Genomic DNA, 18,598 nt, shown 5'->3' on the forward strand with positions numbered 1-18,598 from the left:
AAACATTATAACATTAATATTTACAATTATGACAAAAAAAATTAGCAGGTACCCTGTACCACAGTTGAACGAATTACCGGAAGATGTACAGGCAATACTAAACGGTGCAAAAGAAAAGTTTGGTTTTGTACCCAATGTAGTAAAAGCGCTTTCGCATCCTCGTATTGATTGCAAGGTTAGTAAACCCTATTAATAATACACATGCAAATATATTGGATGATAGATAAATTTAAGTTGTTGGATGAACGTTTTCAGTAAGTATAGTAGCGGAAAATTTAGTCCAACATACTTGTTCATAAATAACTACTGGCGGGGTAGAGCAGAGAAATAAAAAACAATTTGAAACAAACATTTAATGAAGACTACTATCAATGAAAAAACTATCAAGTTTAATATTAATATGCCTGATTGGTGTGTCGGTTTTGGGGCAGGATACTAATGTAATTAGAAAGACAGGGAGTGTCGGGATAGGTACTTTAAGTCCAACTGTAGAATTGGATGTTAGAGGAATAATCAATTCAGAGAAATTTCAAATTAGTCCACCTAGTAGTGGATCATGGTTTAATATTTTTTCTGCTAATGGAAGCAATCGTTTAGATTTTAATAGGGTTCTTAATGGTGACATTCCATTGATGAGTATTTTGACCAATGGGAATGTTGGTATTGGTAAAACAACACCAAGCTCTAAACTTGAAGTAAGGGCTGAAGCGGAGGATAGATCAATTCTAACGATAGGTTCGAATGTAATCAGCCAGTCAATTGGTCGAAAGCTTTCAATTGAACTTAGAGATAAGGATTCGGATTCGTATCCAAATAAGCTTGATAGAGTTATCAGGTTCGGTAGCATTACTGAAGGATCCTGGGGTGATAATAAATCATTTTTTATTGAGACAAATGGTCAACAAAGATTTAAGATACGGTACGATGGCAACGTCGGCATCGGCACCACCACCCCCGACTATAAACTCGACGTCTGCGGCACCATCCGCGCCAAAGAACTAAAAGTAGAAGAGTTTACTTGCTCGAATGCCTCCTTTAACGGCACCCTAGCCTCCAATCAAATCACCGTCACCACCAACGGCCAAACTGCCGATTTGGTCTTCGAAGAAGACTACGAATTACGCGACTTGCAAGAAGTAGAATACTTTATCCAAACCAACAAACACCTGCCCGATATCCCCAGTGCTGCGGCCATGGAAGAAAATGGAGTGAACCTGGCCGAGATGAATAAGCTGTTGTTGCAGAAGGTGGAGGAGTTGACGTTATATACTATTCAGAAGGAGAAGGAGGTTCAAGAACTCAAAGAAAAAGGGGAAAGGCAAGAGGAAAAAGTATCAAGTTTAAAGTCACAAGTTACAAGTTTGGAAGAAGCACGGAGGGCGGAGTTTGTTGACCGGGAGAAGTTGGAGGCGGAAGTGAAGAATTTAAAGGAAGTTCATAAAAATACAGTTGAGACATTAGAAGAACGTTTAGCCAAAATAGAAGCATTACTCATATCAAAGTAAAAAGTGAGACTGTAAACTCAACTCTGTCCATAATTTAAAAATTATATTTTTGAGGATTATGGAAAAAAAAGAATTGAACCCCGAGTATATCGCTATGCGTGATATGGCACTCGAACAGTTAAAGAGCGGTAAATCCCTGACGGGTAAGGGTGGAGTTTTTGCACCCATTATAAAGGAGTTTTTGGAGAGCGCTTTGGAGGCCGAGATGGACGAGCATTTGACCTCCGAGCGGCGCTCCCAGGGCAATAAGCGCAACGGCAAGGGTAACAAAACGGTTAGATCCGAAGGCGGTAGTGTGGACATTGAACCGCCCTATGACCGCCACGGGGATTTTGAGCCCGAAATAGTAAAGAAGCGGCAGACCGTTTTGGCAGACAGCCTTGCCCCCAAGATTATTAGCCTTTACGGCAAGGGTATGAGCCTACGTGACATCGGAGCATATATCCGGGACATGTACGACGTTGAGGTTTCCCCAACCGTTTTGAGCAACATTACCGACAGGGTGATCCCACAGGTCAAGGAGTGGCAGAACCGACCCCTAGACGATGTTTACCCCATTGTTTGGATGGATGCTATGCACTACAAGGTAAGGGACGGGGGAAGGGTAGTATCGCGCGCCGTATACAATATTTTGGCTATCAACAAAAGCGGCAGGAAGGAACTCATAGGGATGTACATTTCCGAAAGCGAGGGCGCTAACTTCTGGCTGTCGGTATTGACAGACCTAAAGAGCCGCGGAGTAAAGGATATCCTGATTGCCTGTACGGATAATCTGACGGGTTTTTCACAGGCGATATTAAGCATATTCCCCGATACAGAAATTCAAAAGTGCGTGATACACCAAATTCGGAATTCGCTCAAATACGTGGTCTCCAAAGACCAGAAAGAATTTATGAAGGACTTGAAAAAAGTGTACCAAGCCCCAACCAAGTCACAAGCCGAGAGCGAGCTGATTAACCTAGAAGTAACGTGGGGCAAAAAGTACCCCGTGGTGCTGCGCTCGTGGAACGACAACTGGGAGGAGCTGTCCGCTTACTTTAAATATGACGCCCCCATTAGGAAGCTGATTTATACCACAAACGCCGTCGAAGGCTTCCACAGGCAGGTTCGCAAGGTAACCAAGACCAAGGGTGCGTTTTCCAGCGACATGGCTTTGATGAAACTCATTTATCTGGCCACCGAAAACATATCGAAAAAGTGGACTCAACCCATACAGAACTGGGCATTGACAGCCCAGCAGCTTTGTATCATGTTTGAGGGGAGGTTTGTTATCAATCTGTGAGCACACACCAAATTATAAAAGCGAAGGTAGGTCCGCTTATGAGTTCTGCCAAGGGTATATAAACGGCTTCGTACCTCAGCCGCCCTTGGCAAAAATCATAAGCTCCCCGATGAAGCTTTTAGAAATTGGTTAAAAGAAAAATAATGAGTTAATTTGAAATCGTAAAAAAACAACAGGACAGAGTTCAGCTAACATTCCCTAAAAAGTGCCTTTCACTTTTCATTTGACCTTTTACTATGAAGTGCTTCTCTCTGAAGGAAAGGTTGTGTGAGTATAAGCAATATGAAACAATTAATTCTAAGTACATGACAAAAGTTTTATATATTCTTCTAAGTCCTTATTATTTGTGGGGTTATTTAAAGCGCATTCAATTCTAATAAATCCATATTTAAAGAAACTATATGCTCTTCTTTCATGCTTTTTATCCTGATAGGCTTAATATTTTCATGTTTATCAATTCCAGCAAGGTAAGCCCAAACAAAAGCAATAGCTAGTGCAGCTAAGAGCTTAGAAATTCGTTCTAAATCTGTTAGGTGAGTATCTTCTAGATTGAATCCGCTAGATTTCATAGCTTTAAACATATTATGCAAAGCTTTACATAGTATGTTTTATCAAGAGTATACGTTTATGCAAAGTGCATCCCAATATATTCTATAAACATCTGATATTCAGCATGAGCTTTTTATAAACGCTTTCCATTAAATTATTGCTTATTACCCTTAGTGGTAATGTTGCCACGAACTAATAAGCAATAAGAATGGTAAAAACCAGACAATCAATGAAATAATAGTGTATTGTGTGCGCTATTTTGAGCGCAACTGTTACATCAGGCACAGGATAGTGCGGTACAAGTCAATGTGGAGAAGCGGGGTCTGTCACTACATGGAGGCATGTAGTATCACCAATTACACACGTAATGTAGTGGAGAATTTTATTCATGCCCGGATATCACCAAGTATAACCAAGACAGAGCGGGATTTCGCTAATTACTCTGATCAACATTTTATCATTACATTCACAAACTTGTGTTTATTGGATATGGAGTCTAAAATAGCTGCTGAGAAAACACTCAATATTACAAACAAAATTACGAATGTTGCACCAAAGGCTATTTCTGCAATCGTTGATCCTTTAGAGAAGGGCGAGACTTTAGAGAATTTTATGGATTACCTGGCAGGTGATGAAAATAGAAAGTCATTCACAATTTCACAAATAAATACACTTATAAATTCTTAATCATGAAACTATTTAAATATTTTTTAATTGTCAGCTTATTTAACCTGATTAATTCAACTTTGGATTGATCTTTCTGGTTTCCTCCTTGAGTTTTGCTCTAAAGCTTTGCCATCGTTTCTTTGTTACAATTAATTGGTATTTATCCTTACTGCCTTTGCGGTAAATAGGCACAAAGCCCAAGCCCAGTATCTGAAAGTTCACAGGTCGTCTGATACCATTTTTCTCTTTGTTAATAGGGAGTTTTAACTTTTCCATCTCAGAATCTAATTCATGAAGAATAATATTCGAGAGTAATGGACTAATTGGGCTGCCTTGTGGAACACCCATCCTGCGTTTAATTAGTATGCCGTCTTGTTCGAGCGGAGCTCGCAGCCAACGACGAATTAAACACATGGTTTATTTACATTTAATTTTGCGGTACAACAACTGCAACAGTGTGGAATGATCTACTTTGTCAAAGAATTCTTTCAGGTCAAGTAAACGGTATTTACCGCCTCCTTTAGGTATTTCCTTGTTCCCTGTTACGCTTCTTTGGAGCTAGAAAGGCTTGAATCCTTTTACCTCCGCCTGGTTATGCTGGACCATGTTGACCCCCTTCCTAAAGCTCCGATGATAATTCTTCTTTCACAATTTATTTTATCCGTTTATATTTAACAGACCCAACTTTTGTGCGTGCTCCGGTCTCTCGCCAACGCTGGCTCCGGGACTAATAAAGACTTACAAAACAAAAAGGCATAAAAATAGTCCTACAATCTGTTGATATTGTAGAGCTTGTCTTTTTTTCTGTCTTTCATTGATATTTTAATCAGCGGAGAGAGAGGGAACTGAAAATTTACTTTAAGTGCCCTATTCTCAATATTTTACGAATTCAATTTTTAAAGTCCTCTGTAAGTCCACCAAAATTGGCTAAAAAATGCCCGTTTCAAATGCGTTTTAATGAACTCATTTCCTTCCAAAAGGAGCAAAAAGGAACCGAACCTAAAAGAGGTTTTTTGTATCAAGAATTTTGATCAGAAAAGTTGACTTGGAAGATGAGAAACTAATCCAATAAAAAGTCCAGTTTTTTAACTAATAAACTGGACAAATAATTCTATACTACAAAATAATTATACCTCATAGGGTATAAAAATGCTTATTTGTAAAAATTATATCATATCGGGTATAATATTAGAATAATTACTATATTTATACCCTAAATGGTATAGAAATGAAGGATCTTATTCAATTTGTGAAGCACCGAAGAAAACAGCTTGGTTTAACACAACAAGATTTAGCAGAGCGAGCTGGTGTTGGTTTGCGTTTTGTTCGAGATATGGAACAAGGTAAAGAATCTTTACGTATGGATAAAGTTAATGAAGTGTTGGCTCTATTCGGTCACGCATTGGCACCTGTAGAATTAAAAATGATTGAAGATGAATAGAAAAGGACAGGTGTTTTTTAAAGACTATTTGGCAGGAAGCATAGAAGAAACAGAAACAGGTTATCGATTTACGTATACGAAAGAATACTTGGCAATGGAAGATTGTCAGCCCATCAGTAAAACATTGCCCGTTAATAATAAGGTATATACTTCAAATACGATGTTCCCTTTTTTTGATGGATTAATTCCTGAAGGTTGGTTATTAGATGTAGCTGTAGACAATTGGAAGTTAAAGACTAATGACCGAATGGGGTTACTTTTAGCTTGTTGTAAAGATTGTATTGGAGCAGTTTCTATTCTTCCATTTAAAGCAAATAATCATGAATAATAATTGTTTATATTGCTATCAGCCTTTAGGTGAAGGAGATAAGGACTTTCATTCAAAATGTTCAAGAAAGATATTCGGAACTAAGGAAGCTCCTATATTGGATTATTCTTTGGATCAGATGCATGAATTGGCAAGAAAGGTAGTTCAAAGCCATGTTACTGTTCCTGGAGTTCAAGCTAAGTTAGCTTTTCATTTCGAGCCTAAAAGAGGGCAAGAGAGCAGATTGACTTTGGTAGGTGTATGGGGAAATTATATTCTGAAGCCTCCGACGACTCAATTTGCTAATCTACCCGAGAATGAGGATTTAACCATGCATTTGGCCAGTCTTTTTAAGATTAAAACTGTACCCCATTCACTAATAAGATTAAAGTCAGGAGAACTTGCGTATATCACAAAAAGAATAGATAGAGTAAAGGGAGCAAAATTACCCATGGAAGATTTATGCCAATTAAGTGAACGCTTGACAGAGGATAAGTATAAAGGTTCCATGGAACAAGTTGGTAAAGTGATTATGCAATATTCATCCAACCCATTATTCGACGCTCAAGTATTTTTTGAAGTAGCTTTATTTTCATTCCTAACGGGAAATGCAGATATGCACTTGAAGAACTTTTCGATGATTGATCTAGATAATGGATTAACACAACTGGCTCCGGCTTACGACCTATTATCAACAAGGTTAGTCATTCCAGAAAAAGACGATCCGGAGGAGTTAGCCCTAACTATGAATGGTAGAAAACGGAAGTTTAGAATTGGTGATTTTCAACAACTAGCAAAGAGCCTAAAGCTAAACCAAAAACAGGTTGATAATATATTTAAGCGATTTAAGAAAGCGATGCCAACCGTTCTAGATTTTATAAATAATTCCTTCTTGCCTGAAGATAAGAAATTAGAATATAGAGAGTTAATTCAAGTGAGAGCTAGCAGGCTTTTTGCATAGTATTATTTCTAGACAATGAAAAACAATTACTTTTCATGAAAAACAATTATTATTTAGATGTTTTTATGAAAAGTGGTTACAAAATCATGTTAACAACTTTAAAGGAAGCTGTTTTTAGGAAATGAGTTGTTTTGTATCACTTTGAAATATAGTTATATGTCACTATATACTAAAACTTCCACATCGCTATATACTAAATTTGATACATAGGAATATACTAAAAATGCTACAGGATTTTTGTTTTGCGGTAATTAATTATGGTTTCTCCTAAAATGTGTAGTGTATATGAGATGCATGGATTATACCCTATTGGGTATAAATAGGCCAATATAGTTTATAATTATACCCGTTCGAGTATTGTAAATGAAATTAAAGTCCCTCAAACTCATCCTCATTAATACAGAAATGTTCAAGAATAGCCTCTAATTCTTTGTGGGTGAAATAATGTGCTCGTTTATTACGTGTCAAATTATCAAGCTTAGTACTTAACCCATTTTGAGCGTTTTTAACGAATTTCAGCTTTTTTTCAGGCAAAATCGGTCGTTTTAGGGCAGTTTAATTTTGCAAGTAGCTGGTTATCAGTTGTAGCTTTTTCAAAAATCCATTTGTAGTACACAGGGGGGTATTGATTTTGAATAAATTAGATAGTTTCTTTGGGGCATGTATTTCAAAGTATCCATGCGCAAAAAATCCAGAAACTGGAGTTTACTCTGGTTATTATCGATTGGTTGAGAGCTACCGCAACGAAGACGGTAGGGTATGCCACCGCACCATGGTCAATGCCGGATACTTAGATGATTTGAATGCAGATCAATTAGTTATAATACAAAAAGCTTATCACAGAAAAAGGCCGAAAAACTGCAATAACCCTTTGTTCACTTATCAAGAAAGTGACGATAGCCTCGTAAATAAGTATGTTGATGAGTTTTACGATATTCTGGTAGCTAAGAAAAAAATTGACATTGTTTCAAAAACAAACAAAAACAACAGGCAAACAAAGGCAAGGATATTCAAAATATTGATGTCAATAGCATCAAAAATAAAGATGTCCGCGAAATTGGTTCAGAGTGGATGTGCCACCAGGCATTGGAACAACTCCAGTTTGGAGGCTTTCTTGAAAAACAAGGATGGAGCGACCACGATATAAATCTGGCAAAAACACATCTTATTAGCCGAGCCGTATATCCTGCATCCGAACTTAAAACAAGTAAATGGATAAAAGAAAACTCATCGGTATGCGAAATTACGGGAACCGACATAGGAAAAGTTACTAAAGATAAGCTGTATCGGATTTCCAATAAATTATATGAAGTAAAAGAAGCTTTGGAAAACCACCTTTCTGTCAGAACCAACGAACTATTCGACATTAAGGACAAAATCGTATTGTACGATCTTACCAATACTTATTTTGAAGGACGAAAAGAACACAGCAGTATAGCGAAATTTGGCCGGAGCAAGGAGAAACGGAGCGATGCAAAGTTGGTGGTGCTTGCCTTGGTGATAAATGTAGAAGGATTTATAAAATATTCATCCATACTTGAAGGTAATATGGCCGATTCAAAACACTTGAAGGCATGATCAACAATCTTCGGGTAAAAACATCCACATCATCAAAAAAGCATTGGTGGTAATCGATGCGGGGATAGCCACGGATGACAACCTGAAAATGATTGCCTCAAAAGGATATGATTATTTGTGCGTAAGCCGTGTACACCTTACTAAATACACTATTGATGCAAATGCAAAAACGGTATCAGTTTACGATAATAAAAAACGTAAAATTGAATTGTGCCGGGTTAAATCAGAAAGAAACAATGATTATTACCTCAAAGTAAAAAGCGAAGCAAAAAAGCTGAAGGAGCGTTCGATGAACGAGCAGTTCCAAGCTAGGTTCGAAGAAGGACTTCGAAAAATTAACGAAAGCCTGAGCAAAAAGGAGGCGTAAAACGCTTGGATAAAGTTCATGAACGCATAGGTCGGTTAAAGCAGAAATACCCATCGATACAAAGATATTATAATATTGAAGTCAATGCCCTTGCGGAAGAAAAAGGTACAAGGGGCAAGAAGACACAAAAGCATCCACTTGCCTCGTCAATAGAATGGTCTGTAAAAGAAAACATTGAAATCAATGCTCGTAGTGGAATATATTTTCTGCGCACTTCACTTGAAAACTATGATGAAGATGTTTTATGGTAGTTTTTACAATACCATCCGGGAGATTGAAGCTTCTTTTCGAGTTTTAAAACCGATCTTGATTTACGCCCAACTTATCACAAAACCGATTCAAGTACAATGGCTCATCTGCACCTTGGGTTGTTGGCATATTGGGTAGTGAATACAATCAGGTATCAACTAAAAAGTAAAGGGATAAACCATGGATGGAAAGAAATCGTCCGCATAATGAATACACAAAAGGCGGTTACAACAACTGCTCAAAACGTAGAGGATCAAACTATTTCAATAAGACGTTGCTCTGAGCCTAACGAAAAAGTAAAACAATTATATGATGCTCTGAAATACAAATATGCTCCCTTTACCCGAAAAAAATCTGTAGTACACAAAATGAAAATAAAAAAATCGCAAGTGGCTACAAAACAAGAATCTCCGCCAATTTAGCTGCAATGTGGGTTAATTCATTTGATACTTTAATTTCTTTCCGCAGTAATTGCATGGCTGAAGTTACATTTGAACTTTGAGGGTAAAGTTTCGCGGCTAAGTCTTGTTTTAATATTGTTAGGGGTAATATCATCGTATTGCGCTTAATATTATTCTACTTCATTTTGTTGGGTGTAAAATTATATTATAAATTTTTGCGATAAGTGAGGGCAGGGTCAAGTTTACTTGAATTATGCCGAGCGCAGCAAAAATCATGAAAATAATCTCAAATTGAACTGCTTGCTACTAGGCCAATATTGGACAGAGCTATGCCAATATTGGTCAAATTGAACTTTCTTGAGTTTTTAGCTCCATAAACTCTACAAATCATCATAAAAGCACATAAAATATACTTGCTAATTTCAAGCACTTTTACGTAAGCTCTACACTTATTATTTTCATATGGATGGTGATTTGAGTATTGTAGTCTCAATATTCAGCAAAGCATTCAAAAAGCACCCTCTTAAATTTTGAAAGCATTTTAAAAGCAATCAAAATATACCCTACAAAATGAGAGAAGCTTTTAATTCTACTTTAACAGATTAAAATGATCACTGAAAAAACGATAATTTAGTATTGTTTTTCTTTCGTAATAAACAGTAAATTAGTATATTGCAATTGAAACAAAGAACAAAACTCAAGTTTGCAATGGGTAACGGGCGAAAAACTTAAAAAAATATACGAATAATGGTAAAACACTGCTAGCGGTCAACAACCGACTTGAAGTGTATTTATCTGAATTTCAGCACCATTTTAAAAATAGAACAAAATCCAACTTCGACAAAGCTACTCAATACGTCGAAGGTCTAGCTTTAAGCGATTTGAAAAACATCGAACGCATCACTGAGACATTAAACGCAGACTACCATAAGATGCAGCATTTTATCACCGAATCCAATTGGGATGCAAGAGCTGTCATCGACCAAATAGCAAATCAGGTAGACCAATCACTCCCAAACCAAAAATTAAAAGGATTACTCATAGACGAAAGCGGATGGGTGAAAAAAGGTGACAAAAGCATTGGTGTTGATCACCAGTATTGCGGGAACGTTGGGAAGACTGCAAACTCGCAGGTTGCAGTTTTTGGTTGCTTGTGCACGGACAAATATGCAGCGTTGGTCGACACGAGACTGTACCTTCCAAGGTCATGGTGTACTAACAACGCCAGGTGTGAAACTGCTGGCATCCCCAAAGAGGACAGGGTTTTCAAGACAAAACCGGAGCTGGCTACAGATATTGTGAAGCACCAACTGGAAATGGGTATCGAGTTCGATTACGTTGGGGGGGATGGACTTTATGGCAATGACCTTGCGTTTACCCGTTCGGTTGAGGATATGGGTTTGGTGTACATGCTTGACATTCATAGCGATCAAAAAATCCACCTTGAAAAACCAGAACTACATATTCCAGAGCGAAAGAGCAATCGTGGGCGCCCACCCAAAAGGCCGAAGGCAAGCACCCCATCGGTAAACGCTAACGAATATATAGAAACGCTTACAAACAAGGACTGGAAAAAGCTTGACATTCGTGATTCTGCCAAGGGAAAGCTGAAGGGATTGTTCCATTTTAAGACAGTTTACATTTGGGATAAGGTTCAGAACATTGTTGAGAAACGGTTGCTGGTCATTTCGAAAAGAAAGACAAAGCAGGGAGTAGAAATAAAATATTCGTTCACTAACGCAGAACTTGCTCAATACACGCATCAGGCGCTGGCATACATGCAGGCACAACGCTTTTTCATTGAGCATAGCTTCAAAGAGCAAAAACAGATAGTAGGCTTGGATCAGTTCCAAACCCGCAAATGGCTGTCATGGCATCACCAAGTAGCCCTCAACTTAATGGTGGGCAGCTTTATGCTGAAAGAAAAACTATTGAATCAAGACGAAGTCCCATTGTTGTCGGCAAGAGACATTATGGATTTTATGGTATACAAATTTTATCGTGAAATGACCGATGAACGGATGCTGGAAAAACTGCAGCAGCGACATGAAAAGCGACAGCGTGACATAGACCTCTGTTATTCAAAGCAATAAATCTGTTAAAGTAGAAGTAAATATGAAATCAAATAGATGCTTTCAATTTCATCAAGGGCTTTCTTTATTTCAAATCTCTTCAGCTTTTTTTGAGGTATAGCCAGTTTTGGTTCAAAAGCAACATATTGATTACCTCCTAAAATTCGCAAAGCCTCACGGAAGTCAACATTATGCATCTTTCGAACAAGGGATATTATATCACCTCCTTCACCAACACCAAAGTCATACCATAGATTTTTGTTTGCATTTACAGAAAATGAAGGCTTTGATTCATCTCTAAACGGAGATTTAAAAGAGTATTGGCACCCTTTTATTACCGTTGGCTGTATTCCTTTTTTGATAGAAAATTCACGATATCTATATTTCTTGCTTCTATATAGTGGCTGCAAGAAAAGGACTGTTTTTTCAGTCTTTGATAAGAAAGCTTCAAAGACAAGGCTTTCGATTTTTTTGAAACCAAGGAGTTTACTGATTGTAAATGACTGTTTCAAAAATGAGAATAACGCAGTATTTGGAGTTTTCTTGCAAAGACTATATAATTCATAATTCTTGTTTGTAGTTTATTTGACATGGTGTTTTTTTCAAAACAATCCGGTAAAGTGGTTATTACACTCTAATTCTGTACGATAAACAGGTAATAAAAGTGGTACAGAGTTTTTATTAATGTGGTTTAACATACAAGAAAACCGCTTTATATAACTTCTTAGACCAGCTAAACAACCAATTTTGTTAGTTGATAATGACGCCATTAACCACTTTGCCGGGTGGAATCAGAAAAAAAACTATCTCGTTTTATCTTCAATAAGTCTAAACCCTCTCGGACGACCATTTAGATTTTCAAATCGATAAGGGAAAATATCACAATAGTTCTTGACATAATCCTTAAACTTCCGATCTGATATTGCAGAGCTCTTTTGGTTTGTATCGTTTAAAAAACGATCTCGCATTTCAATAGTGCCAACGCCTAATGGTACTATCATTAAATCAAGATTATCCTCCATCCATTCCGAAAAAGACTGATTTGTATTTCTAATGAGTTGCTTCATCTGAGAATTGGCTTCATCACAATTAGTGACTCCTTCTTTTAAAAACATTTGAGCGCAGATTAGCATAAAGGCATCAAACCGTTGCCACTCTTCCTTGTCCCATCCATTAAAAAAAGGATTTTCATATTCGTCGATTGGCGTGTGGTTTTTATTAAAATACTGTGCAACTTCAACTTGATATTGTCGCCTAGCAAAAGAACCACTTCCTCCTCTCAAAATATTATTCGTAGTAATGATTATAGTAGGTGAATCTTCGAGCGACAATTCCATCTCATCACGATTCTTCCTATTAATATTTCGGAACCCCAGTGTGATAATTGGGAAAAGTTCTTCGAAATTAAAACGTAAATATGCGGTCTGCTACATATTGCAAAGTAAAAAAATGCTCCAATCCGGATGTCGATTGGAGCGTTGGAATTCTCTAAGTTTTACTGGAATCTTTTGGAATTAATCGAAATTAGTGGGTGTTTTTTGGAATATTCTGACAACTATTAGACTTTTTCCAATTGTGCGCCAAAAGATCAGCCAAGTCTAAATCATAATTGCTGTTGTATAACGCAATCTTAGAAAATACATCCGTAAGCCATTCGCGAAGATTTACATCACTGGCTTTGCAGCATCCCAGTAGTGAGTACATAATTGCTGCATTTTCTGCGGCATCATGGTTGCCACAAAACAATGCGTATTCAGCCCCCGTTTTGTCTTCTTTTAGACTTTCGGAGAATTTCCTGCGCGCATGAGCCCAACAACCCAGAAGCAAAACGCCTTTCTTTTGCTCATAGATTGAATATGCCTGATATCCATCGGTTTGAATAGCTCCCTGAAAATCCTTTAATAAAGGAAGTATCACTTTTTGTGCTCGGGAGCCTTTGTCGTAGTGAAAGAAAACCAAGTTATTCATTACTGATCGAACCATCCACAGATAAGCCTTTTGTGCTTTGTGCTTTTCGTTGCTAATAACCGGAATGGTACTTTCGTCAACCTGAATATAATCAGATTTTAGAACAATTTCTTTTAAACGTGCATAAAGAGCTCTTAGTAAATCACAGCTTCCTTGAAACCAACCATTAATGGTGGATGCGGGTAATTTTATACCTACCATTTTGAACATGGCCATTTGACGATTAAAAGGCTGGTGGAAATAATATTTATTCATCATCAGCTCGCTCAATAAAGAAGGCCCTGCATTGCTGCGTGGCAAAGGCAATAATGGCATTGAACCAATACGGATAGCTGATGCTTCTTCGGTGTTTTGATCTGTAGCAATATCCGGTGATACTGATTCTTGCTTTACTGCATATTTAGGACGTTCTATACGACGTACATATACCTCTCCGGGCTTGTGTTCGAGTATTTCTGTTACTTCTTCGCCAATACGCACCCAGTTATCTTGTTTACCTTCCGGTTCAATAACTTCTACCTCTCGTCTTAGGTGGTCAGGAAGTGGTTGACGAACTGGCCTCTGCTTGTTTTTTACAGGCTTGCGGCACTCATATTCGATAAGCTCTTTTTCAGCTTTTTCAATGATAGCTTTCTCTTCTGGGACTACCTCTAGTCCGTCCCAATCGATCTTTCGTTGATCGGGATCTTCGGCAATATGCTTTTCACTAGAATTGCCAAAAAACTTATGGCGAAACCAAGCAAGCTGGTCGATCAGCTTTTTAATTTGCTTCTTTTTGTCACCTCTTTAAGAGCCTTTTTTTAGGCTTCACATTCTTTACAATCAACATTAAATCGTGCCAACTTATAATGTGAGATGTGAGGCTTTCATCAAATGCAGGAAGTTTGAAAACACCACTATCGAGCTTCTTATGGTATATTACCAACCCGCCGTGTTCTAGATGAAGTATTTTCATGGTGGTCAGCCTACGGTTGACAAATATAAAAACTTCACCGTCCTGAACATTACGCTTCATCAAGGAGCTTACAATGCCGCTGAGTGTGTAAAAGCTTTTACGCATATCCACTGGTGTCGGATATAGAAAGTATTTAAGTTTATCGTGTAAATGAAACATCAGACTTAATCAAATAAGTGAACAATTGTTTTTAATACTTGCGTGTTTATATTATCCCTTAGTAGCATCTTGGTGCCATTGGGAAATACAAATTCAATGGGAGCATCATTGTTTAAAATAGGCTTACTCTTGATGATAGATGGACTCGATTGGTTATTCGTCGTTAACGGATTACTGTCAAATTCTAGTGGAACAAAGCTATCTGGCTCATGTGCTAATGCCTCTTCCAATTTGTTTCGCCAATAATAAAAAGTGGAAGGAGCCAAATCTTGGTTGGTACAAAAATCTTTTATGTTCAAACCTGATTCCTGGTAATCCTTATACAAACGCTTAAATGTAGTTAATGTCATTCTTATTTTTTGCTATCAAAGAAACAGCTCTAGTATGAAGGTCGCAATATGTGAAAGACCGAAGACTTACGATTAAACTATACCCACAAAGTTCAAATATAAATGCTGCGATGCAGTTACTCAGAAAAGAAATAAAACTATCAGTAGAATTAAATAACAGACTCGATTTGTTGACCAGAAATAAACGAGCACATTATTACACGCACAAACAATTGGAAGTTATCCTGGAATATTTTTGTATAAGTCAGAAAGAATTTGAATTGTTATAGATGAACCGCAATAAATGCAATCTTCATCGTTGTCGCAAAATTTTGAAATCCTCATTTACAAAAGTAAACTCCGGCTTTAAAATTTCTTACGCCTTGAATCTTACTATTTATATCGATTCCCTTTAAAATAATCCCGGGAAAATAAGTTCAAAAGCAATAATTACGATAATAATCAAACTGCTTTTGCGTGCTTTTTTATGCTTGAGTGTGCTATTAGAGTATACATAGACCTTATTCAGCGTATATTTCACTTGCTTTTAATTCTACTTTAACAGATTTATTGCTTTGAATAACAGAGGTCTATGTCACGCTGTCGCTTTTCATGTCGCTGCTGCAGTTTTTCCAGCATCCGTTCATCGGTCATTTCACGATAAAATTTGTATACCATAAAATCCATAATGTCTCTTGCCGACAACAATGGGACTTCGTCTTGATTCAATAGTTTTTCTTTCAGCATAAAGCTGCCCACCATTAAGTTGAGGGCTACTTGGTGATGCCATGACAGCCATTTGCGGGTTTGGAACTGATCCAAGCCTACTATCTGTTTTTGCTCTTTGAAGCTATGCTCAATGAAAAAGCGTTGTGCCTGCATGTATGCCAGCGCCTGATGCGTGTATTGAGCAAGTTCTGCGTTAGTGAACGAATATTTTATTTCTACTCCCTGCTTTGTCTTTCTTTTCGAAATGACCAGCAACCGTTTCTCAACAATGTTCTGAACCTTATCCCAAATGTAAACTGTCTTAAAATGGAACAATCCCTTCAGCTTTCCCTTGGCAGAATCACGAATGTCAAGCTTTTTCCAGTCCTTGTTTGTAAGCGTTTCTATATATTCGTTAGCGTTTACCGATGGGGTGCTTGCCTTCGGCCTTTTGGGGGGGGCGCCCACGATTGCTCTTTCGCTTCTGGAATATGTAGTTCTGGTTTTTCAAGGTGGATTTTTTGATCGCTATGAATGTCAAGCATGTACACCAAACCCATATCCTCAACCGAACGGGTAAACGCAAGGTCATTGCCATAAAGTCCATCCCCCCCAACGTAATCGAACTCGATACCCATTTCCAGTTGGTGCTTCACAATATCTGTAGCCAGCTCCGGTTTTGTCTTGAAAACCCTGTCCTCTTTGGGGATGCCAGCAGTTTCACACCTGGCGTTGTTAGTACACCATGACCTTGGAAGGTACAGTCTCGTGTCGACCAACGCTGCATATTTGTCCGTGCACAAGCAACCAAAAACTGCAACCTGCGAGTTTGCAGTCTTCCCAACGTTCCCGCAATACTGGTGATCAACACCAATGCTTTTGTCACCTTTTTTCACCCATCCGCTTTCGTCTATGAGTAATCCTTTTAATTTTTGGTTTGGGAGTGATTGGTCTACCTGATTTGCTATTTGGTCGATGACAGCTCTTGCATCCCAATTGGATTCGGTGATAAAATGCTGCATCTTATGGTAGTCTGCGTTTAATGTCTCAGTGATGCGTTCGATGTTTTTCAAATCGCTTAAAGCTAGACCTTCGACGTATTGAGTAGCTTTGTCGAAGTTGGATTTTGTTCTATTTTTAAAATGGTGCTGAAATTCAGATAAATACACTTCAAGTCGGTTGTTGACCGCTAGCAGTGTTTTACCATTATTCGTATATTTTTTTAAGTTTTTCGCCCGTTACCCATTGCAAACTTGAGTTTTGTTCTTTGTTTCAATTGCAATATACTAATTTACTGTTTATTACGAAAGAAAAACAATACTAAATTATCGTTTTTTCAGTGATCATTTTAATCTGTTAAAGTAGAATTACATACTCGATGCATTAACTATCAGCTGGTAAAATACTGTAGTGCCTTGTGTGAAGTTGAATTTGTTGCTAAATCAGGCAAGCTGATTTCAGCATTGGGTTTTAAAAACGATAAAGGTGGATATGAAATGAGAAATAAGTTCACCAAACTATCGATAAGTCCAAAGACTATATCCACAATACCAGGAGAGAGTGATTCGTTAAATGTTTTTGAGGGTTTTATGGATTATCTCTCTGCATTAACCTACTATAAAGTTAAGCAGTTGGATGGGACAACCATTATTCTTAATGGCGTAGGGCAAAAGAAGCAATTGATTGAGGCGGTCCCAAATTATGATCAAGTCATCTTATTTGGGGACAATGATACCACTGGAGTAGAATTTGCAGAAGAAGTAAATAATAAACATTCTAATGTACTCAACATGGCGGATGAGGTATATCCCAAGTTTAAGGATTTTAATGTTTTTCTATGCAAAGTTATAAAAGACAATGATTTGCCAATAAGCCATGCATCAAATTGAGTTGTACACAAATGCTTTATAATTAGTTGAATTGCTCAATAAATAAGATGTGAGCTATAGTTTATTGCTTGTATATTTCAGGTAAATAAATTTTACTAAGCAACCAATCATCACCAACCGCCTTTCTCAACCGAGAGAGGCGGTTTTTCTATTTATCAAATTATTGGACAATAAATTTCTTCAAACACATTAACACTCAATTATTATTGTGCAATTTGAGGTAGTTGAACATCAATTAAGCGACACTTATTGAGCATAATATCGTAAATAATAGTACTTTTAAAGCATTAAATATTGCATACATGTCAGTACCCGATTATCAATCTATCATGTTGCCACTTTTACAATGTGTAGCAGATGAACAAATACATAAATTCAGAGAATTAATAGAAAGGCTTTCTAAGGAGTTTAATTTGTCAGAATCTGATAGACGCGAACTATTACCTAGCGGAAAACAAGCACTTTTCGACAACAGGGTTGGTTGGGCTAACACCTACCTTAAGAAAGCAGGTTTGTTACAGTCTGAAAAGCGAGGTTTTGTACAAATTACCGAACTTGGATTGGAAGTATTAAATACAAATCCTGAGAAGATTAATGCAGCTTTTTTAAGGCAGTACGATTCATTTAATCAATTTGTTGGAACAAATGGAAAAGACAGTGAAGAAAGCAATGAGCAGATATTAGAGACCGACAATCAAACACCAAAGGAGAAATTTGAAGAATCCTATCAGCAGATTACTAGGTTGTTGATAGGCCAATTGTCCGATCAACTTGCAAAGATTGACCCTTATAAATTTGAGGAGTTAGTTTTAGATTTACTACAAGCAATAGGTTATGGAGGAAATCGTTCAGAGGCAGCACAGGTGACAAAAAAATCTGCAGATGGTGGAATAGACGGAATCATCAATGAAGACCGCCTGGGGCTTGACAAGATTTATATCCAGGCCAAACGATATAACAATACCGTGCCTATAAAGGAGGTGCGAGACTTTGCAGGAGCCATGTTAGCGCATAACGCCCAAAAAGGAGTCTTTATTACTACTTCAGATTTTCCTTCCTCAGCAAAAGACTTTGCTGAAAAGATTGACCGTACATTGATTCTTATAGATGGTCAACGTTTGGCCGAATTAATGATTGAATACAACATTGGCATCTCACCCAAAGAAACCTTTGTGTATAAAGAAATCGATTCAGATTATTTTGAAAGTTAAT

The 18,598-nt window shown here is 37.5% G+C and carries 22 protein-coding genes and 1 pseudogene; 15 read left to right on the forward strand and 8 right to left on the reverse strand.

Going from position 1 to position 18,598, the window contains the following annotated elements; translation table 11 throughout:
* Positions 1–28 precede the first annotated feature (28 nt).
* From CYTFE_RS29770 to CYTFE_RS0101955, 3 genes are all read left to right on the forward strand, one after another.
* A complete protein-coding gene (locus CYTFE_RS29770; protein WP_154665602.1) occupies positions 29–193 on the forward strand; it encodes a carboxymuconolactone decarboxylase family protein in 165 nt (54 codons plus the stop codon).
* A 178-nt stretch (positions 194–371) separates the two neighbouring features.
* Positions 372–1,505: a hypothetical protein gene (locus CYTFE_RS28240; RefSeq protein ID WP_052342932.1), complete on the forward strand. Its 1,134-nt coding sequence runs from the start codon at positions 372–374 to the stop codon at positions 1,503–1,505.
* A 58-nt stretch (positions 1,506–1,563) separates the two neighbouring features.
* Positions 1,564–2,787 (forward strand): IS256 family transposase, encoded by a 1,224-nt coding sequence (locus CYTFE_RS0101955; RefSeq protein ID WP_027470428.1) that lies wholly within the window; start codon positions 1,564–1,566, stop codon positions 2,785–2,787.
* 356 nt (positions 2,788–3,143) lie between these two features.
* Here CYTFE_RS0101955 and CYTFE_RS24555 read toward each other — a convergent pair whose 3' ends face one another.
* A complete protein-coding gene (locus tag CYTFE_RS24555; protein ID WP_152541922.1) occupies positions 3,144–3,356 on the reverse strand; it encodes a hypothetical protein in 213 nt (70 codons plus the stop codon).
* Positions 3,357–3,825: 469 nt separating this feature from the next.
* Between CYTFE_RS24555 and CYTFE_RS30570 the strand changes: the two genes are divergently transcribed.
* Complete coding sequence (locus CYTFE_RS30570; RefSeq protein ID WP_027470429.1) at positions 3,826–4,023, forward strand: hypothetical protein; 198 nt, start codon at positions 3,826–3,828, stop codon at positions 4,021–4,023.
* 48 nt (positions 4,024–4,071) lie between these two features.
* Here the strand turns inward: CYTFE_RS30570 and CYTFE_RS24565 are convergent, their stop codons facing one another.
* Positions 4,072–4,416: an RNA-dependent RNA polymerase family protein gene (locus CYTFE_RS24565; protein ID WP_027470430.1), complete on the reverse strand. Its 345-nt coding sequence runs from the start codon at positions 4,414–4,416 to the stop codon at positions 4,072–4,074.
* Positions 4,417–5,230: 814 nt separating this feature from the next.
* Here CYTFE_RS24565 and CYTFE_RS0101975 point away from each other — a divergent pair.
* From CYTFE_RS0101975 to CYTFE_RS0102015, 8 genes are all read left to right on the forward strand, one after another.
* Positions 5,231–5,443, forward strand: a complete 213-nt coding sequence (locus tag CYTFE_RS0101975) for a helix-turn-helix transcriptional regulator (RefSeq protein ID WP_027470431.1) — start codon at positions 5,231–5,233, stop codon at positions 5,441–5,443.
* Positions 5,436–5,771: a HipA N-terminal domain-containing protein gene (locus CYTFE_RS0101980; RefSeq protein WP_027470432.1), complete on the forward strand. Its 336-nt coding sequence runs from the start codon at positions 5,436–5,438 to the stop codon at positions 5,769–5,771. The genes CYTFE_RS0101975 and CYTFE_RS0101980 overlap by 8 nt, the downstream gene beginning before the upstream one ends.
* A complete protein-coding gene (locus CYTFE_RS0101985; RefSeq protein ID WP_027470433.1) occupies positions 5,764–6,711 on the forward strand; it encodes a HipA domain-containing protein in 948 nt (315 codons plus the stop codon). Before CYTFE_RS0101980 ends, CYTFE_RS0101985 begins: the two co-directional genes overlap by 8 nt.
* 1,017 nt (positions 6,712–7,728) lie before the next feature.
* Entirely contained in the window at positions 7,729–8,289 is a 561-nt protein-coding gene (locus CYTFE_RS28245) for an IS1634 family transposase (RefSeq protein ID WP_456153871.1), read from the forward strand.
* Between the two features lie 46 nt (positions 8,290–8,335).
* Positions 8,336–8,656, forward strand: coding sequence for an exonuclease SbcCD subunit D C-terminal domain-containing protein (locus CYTFE_RS28250; protein ID WP_027470435.1), 321 nt, complete (start codon positions 8,336–8,338; stop codon positions 8,654–8,656).
* Positions 8,657–8,661: 5 nt separating this feature from the next.
* Entirely contained in the window at positions 8,662–8,907 is a 246-nt protein-coding gene (locus tag CYTFE_RS28255) for a hypothetical protein (protein ID WP_027470436.1), read from the forward strand.
* 96 nt (positions 8,908–9,003) lie between these two features.
* Positions 9,004–9,327 (forward strand): hypothetical protein, encoded by a 324-nt coding sequence (locus CYTFE_RS28260; protein ID WP_027470437.1) that lies wholly within the window; start codon positions 9,004–9,006, stop codon positions 9,325–9,327.
* A gap of 764 nt (positions 9,328–10,091) precedes the next feature.
* On the forward strand, positions 10,092–11,399 hold the full coding sequence (locus CYTFE_RS0102015) for an IS701 family transposase (protein ID WP_027470370.1): 1,308 nt from the start codon (positions 10,092–10,094) through the stop codon (positions 11,397–11,399).
* Positions 11,400–11,404: 5 nt separating this feature from the next.
* Here CYTFE_RS0102015 and CYTFE_RS24575 read toward each other — a convergent pair whose 3' ends face one another.
* The 5 genes from CYTFE_RS24575 to tnpA form a co-directional block, all read right to left on the reverse strand.
* Positions 11,405–11,890, reverse strand: a complete 486-nt coding sequence (locus CYTFE_RS24575; protein ID WP_027470438.1) for a CHC2 zinc finger domain-containing protein — start codon at positions 11,888–11,890, stop codon at positions 11,405–11,407.
* A gap of 291 nt (positions 11,891–12,181) precedes the next feature.
* Positions 12,182–12,715 (reverse strand): hypothetical protein, encoded by a 534-nt coding sequence (locus CYTFE_RS0102025; RefSeq protein ID WP_027470439.1) that lies wholly within the window; start codon positions 12,713–12,715, stop codon positions 12,182–12,184.
* A gap of 187 nt (positions 12,716–12,902) precedes the next feature.
* On the reverse strand, positions 12,903–14,111 hold the full coding sequence (gene tnpC, locus CYTFE_RS24580; RefSeq protein ID WP_154665604.1) for an IS66 family transposase: 1,209 nt from the start codon (positions 14,109–14,111) through the stop codon (positions 12,903–12,905).
* A gap of 13 nt (positions 14,112–14,124) precedes the next feature.
* The gene (tnpB, locus tag CYTFE_RS0102035; RefSeq protein WP_027470440.1) at positions 14,125–14,460 is read right to left on the reverse strand and encodes an IS66 family insertion sequence element accessory protein TnpB; all 336 of its coding nucleotides are present in this window, start codon (positions 14,458–14,460) and stop codon (positions 14,125–14,127) included.
* Between the two features lie 5 nt (positions 14,461–14,465).
* Positions 14,466–14,810, reverse strand: a complete 345-nt coding sequence (tnpA, locus tag CYTFE_RS0102040; protein WP_044262493.1) for an IS66 family insertion sequence element accessory protein TnpA — start codon at positions 14,808–14,810, stop codon at positions 14,466–14,468.
* Positions 14,811–14,860: 50 nt separating this feature from the next.
* Between tnpA and CYTFE_RS31775 the strand changes: the two genes are divergently transcribed.
* The gene (locus CYTFE_RS31775; RefSeq protein WP_152541950.1) at positions 14,861–15,079 is read left to right on the forward strand and encodes a DUF4248 domain-containing protein; all 219 of its coding nucleotides are present in this window, start codon (positions 14,861–14,863) and stop codon (positions 15,077–15,079) included.
* A gap of 277 nt (positions 15,080–15,356) precedes the next feature.
* Here CYTFE_RS31775 and CYTFE_RS32125 read toward each other — a convergent pair.
* Positions 15,357–16,748, reverse strand: a pseudogene (locus CYTFE_RS32125) (IS701 family transposase).
* A gap of 164 nt (positions 16,749–16,912) precedes the next feature.
* On the opposite strand from CYTFE_RS32125, the gene CYTFE_RS28265 reads away from it, so the two are divergent.
* Positions 16,913–17,386 carry a toprim domain-containing protein gene (locus CYTFE_RS28265; protein WP_027470444.1) on the forward strand — a complete coding sequence of 158 codons (474 nt, stop codon included), beginning with the start codon at positions 16,913–16,915 and terminating at the stop codon, positions 17,384–17,386.
* Between the two features lie 302 nt (positions 17,387–17,688).
* Positions 17,689–18,597 carry a restriction endonuclease gene (locus CYTFE_RS0102060; RefSeq protein WP_027470445.1) on the forward strand — a complete coding sequence of 303 codons (909 nt, stop codon included), beginning with the start codon at positions 17,689–17,691 and terminating at the stop codon, positions 18,595–18,597.
* Position 18,598 lies beyond the last annotated feature (1 nt).

The sequence above is a fragment of the Saccharicrinis fermentans DSM 9555 = JCM 21142 genome, assembly GCF_000517085.1.
GTDB classification, from domain to species: Bacteria; Bacteroidota; Bacteroidia; order Bacteroidales; family Marinilabiliaceae; genus Saccharicrinis; species Saccharicrinis fermentans.